The following is a 3,514-nucleotide window of genomic DNA, read 5'->3' as shown; positions in this document are numbered from 1 at the left end:
GGAAACTCTGAAAAAGGTTTCCCGATTTGGCAAAATACCCCAACACCTTTCACCGAGCCTCCCTGATGAAACAGATGACCTTCGCCGATGCCGAGTACGCGGGTAAACGCAAGCAGACTCGCCGCGAGCGCTTTCTCATCGAGATGGATCAGGTTGTGCCCTGGAAAGGCTTGATCGCTCTGATTGAGCCTCATTATCCGAAGGGCGAAGGTGGCCGTCCGGCCTATCCGCTGATGGCGATGCTGCGGATTCACTTGATGCAGAACTGGTTTGGTTACAGCGATCCGGCGATGGAGGAAGCACTTTACGAGACAACGATCCTGCGCCAGTTCGCAGGGTTGAGTCTGGATCGAATCGCCGATGAAACCACGATTCTCAATTTCCGGCGCCTGCTGGAAAAGCATGAGTTGGCAGGCGGGATTTTGCAGGTCATCAATGGCTATCTGGGTGATCGAGGTTTGATGCTGCGCCAAGGTACGGTGGTCGATGCGACGATCATTCATGCGCCGAGCTCGACCAAGAACAAGGACGGCAAACGCGATCCCGAAATGCATCAGACGAAGAAAGGAAACCAGTATTTTTTCGGCATGAAAGCGCATATCGGCGTCGATGCCGAGTCGGGTTTAGTCCATAGCCTGGTGGGTACTGCGGCGAATGTGGCGGATGTGACTCAGGTTGATCAATTGCTGCACGGTGAGGAAACCTATGTCAGCGGTGATGCGGGCTACACCGGCGTGGACAAGCGTGCGGAGCATCAGGATCGCCAGATGATCTGGTCAATTGCGGCCCGTCCAAGCCGTTATAAAAAGCATGGCGAGAAAAGTTTGATCGCACGGGTCTATCGCAAAATCGAGTTCACGAAAGCCCAGTTACGGGCGAAGGTTGAACATCCGTTTCGCGTGATCAAGCGCCAGTTTGGTTATACGAAAGTCCGGTTTCGCGGGCTGGCTAAAAACACCGCGCAACAGGCTACTCTGTTTGCCTTGTCGAACCTTTGGATGGTGCGAAAACGGCTGCTGGCGATGGGAGAGGTGCGCCTATAATGCGGAAAAACACCTTGGAAAGGTGCTGTTTGAAGGAAACTCGATGAGTTAACAGTGCAAAACGTCTGATTATCTGATCGGGCGAGGTTTTTTAACCTCAGGCCATGAAGGCATCAAAAATCGATGCTTACTTCAGACCCTCCCTAGGGTATTGAGTGAGCATGTAGAACAAGGGGTAGGCACAGATGACAGTCAAGCCTGCGCCGAAGAGCATGGGCCTGAAAGGTCCCACGCGGTCAGCCAATCGACCAACCAGCGGACAGGTGCAGATCATGACCAGGCTGTAACATATCTGACCAATGAAACTGTCTACTGGGGTCAGATGGAGTTGACGAACAGTATAGGTAGTGAAGTAATTGGAAATATAAGTCGCTACGGTCCAGAACACCATCACCGACAGACCCAGAAGCAACGAGCGCCTATAGGTAATGAACTGTCTAAGCAACGGCAGGTTTCGTTCCTCGACGGAGGTTTTGCTGAACAGCAATGTTTCAGGCACTGAGCGCCTTATGTACCAGCCCACCGGCCCTATCAACAGGCCGAACGCAAAGGCGATTCGCCAAGCTCCATCAAGTATCTGCTGCTCGTTGAAAAACGAGTAAAGGGCCAAGCCCATGCAACCTGCCGTCAGCACGCCTGCACCTTGCGCTGCCTGCTGCAGCGATGCGTAGAAAAATCGTCGCTGCGGCGGAGCATTTTCGACCAACATGCACACAACGCCACCAATCTCACCTCCTGCTGAAAACCCTTGGAGCAAGCGTCCCAGCAGGATGATTATCGGAGCTAGTACGCCTAGCGTTGCATACGCCGGACAAATGGCCGGAATAATTGTGCCAGCAGCCATCATTAAGAGCGTTAGGGACAGCGCCTTTTTACGACCGACACTGTCGGCATAACGCCCCAGTACCAATGCGCCGATCGGGCGAGCGAGAAATCCGGCCGCAAAGGTGCCCATAGTCAACAGCATGGCGTTGAGTTCAGACACTGCGGGAAAGAACACTTTTGAGATGGGGATTGCAAAAATTCCGAAGGCGATGAAGTCATATATCTCCAACACGTTGCCCACCGTCGCCGCCGCTGCCGCGCGCCGTAGCGAGGCTGGTGCAGACTGCTGTTCCATCATACTGGCTACTGAGTTCATGAACGGTCCATGTTAAATATGCTATTCGTAATTTTATAAATTTTATCCGCCACGAAAGCATGTTTCAGGCTTTATGCTCCGTGTGAGCATTAGTATAAACAAACGTATTTTACTGAGATAACACTATCGACATTACCAACCTATACTTTCTAGGTATACCATACCTTACTAATCTGGCGAGGTATCCGATAATGCAAATCAACCGTAATTGGCAACAAAGCCGGGGAATTTCGCAAAATTACTTGCATTCCACTAATTTTCACCCTTAACCCTTTACAAGGTGGTCCGTGTGGAGCTTCGTCATTTGCGCTACTTTGTTACGGTTGCCGAACACCTCAGTGTGTCCAAGGCTGCGCGGCACTTGCACATTGTGCAGCCAGCGCTAAGTCGGCAGATCCGCGAGCTGGAGCAAGATTTGGGTGTCGATCTGTTCCGACGAAGCTCCAAGGGAGTAGAATTGACACCGGCCGGCGAACAATTCATTCGTGATGCACGGGCCATCATGACCGACTTGCAAAACGCGCGTGAGCGTGTTGCCCGGATTGGTAATGGCCAGTATGGCGCGCTACGCATAGGTATCGCGCCCAATTACAGTTGGCACCCATCGATACTACGACCGTTGCGCGAGTTCAAGCGATTGCAACCCGATATAACCCTCATGCTGGAGCCAGCTCTTGCGGCGCGTCAACAATTGAAGATAGCCGATGGCAAACTGGATGGTGGTTTTCTGGCCTGGCGCGATCCAGAGAACCCGGTTTTATCCGGGCTAGCGATGTTCAATTGTCGGCTTGTACTAGCGGTGCCTCGTGACAGCGAGTTGCATCTGAGCCCGCCGATGCATCTCGCCGACCTGCAAAACCAGCAGTGCGTGTGGTTCTCCAGGGATAAGGCACCGAGCTACTACGATTTTTTGATTAACAGCTGCCATGTCGCCGGGCTATCACCGCAACTGGTTCACCTAGGAGCGGATATCAATACGGTGTTGGGCCTGGTGGGAGCAGGCATGGGCTATTCAATCGTGCCTGATTCTTCGCAATACAACTGCCCCAGCGAAGTTGCGCTGGTGCCGCATCCTGAACTCACCGGACTCTACACCATTGAGTTCGTCTGGCGCAGTGATTCTGAAGACCCCGCGCTATGGCGCTTGGTCGATCACTTCAAAAGCGGTTAAGCCACTTCATCAAGGCTTCTGCTACGCACGGAGGGGCCATGTGGCCTGCGAACTTACAACTAGGGAGGGTCTGAAGTAAGCATCGATTTTTGATGCCTTCATGGCCTGAGGTTAAAAAACCTCGCCCGATCAGATAATCAGACGTTTTGCACTGTTAAC

General features: G+C 52.6%; 3 protein-coding genes. 2 read left to right on the top strand and 1 reads right to left on the bottom strand.

Annotated features, from left to right (window positions below; translation table 11 throughout):
- Window positions 1-65 precede the first annotated feature (65 nt).
- Window positions 66-1,043 carry an IS5-like element ISPssy family transposase gene (locus DW49_RS0115310; RefSeq protein ID WP_024421311.1) on the top strand — a complete coding sequence of 326 codons (978 nt, stop codon included), beginning with the start codon at window positions 66-68 and terminating at the stop codon, window positions 1,041-1,043.
- Window positions 1,044-1,170: 127 nt separating this feature from the next.
- Here the strand turns inward: DW49_RS0115310 and DW49_RS0115305 are convergent, their stop codons facing one another.
- Window positions 1,171-2,184 (bottom strand): MFS transporter, encoded by a 1,014-nt coding sequence (locus tag DW49_RS0115305; protein ID WP_005622422.1) that lies wholly within the window; start codon window positions 2,182-2,184, stop codon window positions 1,171-1,173.
- A 289-nt stretch (window positions 2,185-2,473) separates the two neighbouring features.
- Here DW49_RS0115305 and DW49_RS0115300 point away from each other — a divergent pair, with 289 nt between their 5' ends.
- Window positions 2,474-3,355, top strand: a complete 882-nt coding sequence (locus DW49_RS0115300; RefSeq protein WP_005622420.1) for a LysR family transcriptional regulator — start codon at window positions 2,474-2,476, stop codon at window positions 3,353-3,355.
- Window positions 3,356-3,514: the final 159 nt, after the last annotated feature.

It is taken from the genome of Pseudomonas avellanae BPIC 631 (assembly GCF_000444135.1).
Classification (GTDB): Bacteria; Pseudomonadota; Gammaproteobacteria; order Pseudomonadales; family Pseudomonadaceae; genus Aquipseudomonas; species Aquipseudomonas avellanae.
Note: the sequence above shows the minus strand (reverse complement) of the source record. Positions and strands in the feature narration are given on the sequence as shown.

What these genes read in the sequence shown, in the direction of transcription:
- DW49_RS0115310 (WP_024421311.1), top strand. Translation starts at nt 66, where the DNA reads ATGAAACAGATGACCTTCGCCGATGCCGAGTACGCGGGTAAACGCAAG.
- DW49_RS0115305 (WP_005622422.1), bottom strand. Translation starts at nt 2,184, where the DNA reads ATGAACTCAGTAGCCAGTATGATGGAACAGCAGTCTGCACCAGCCTCG.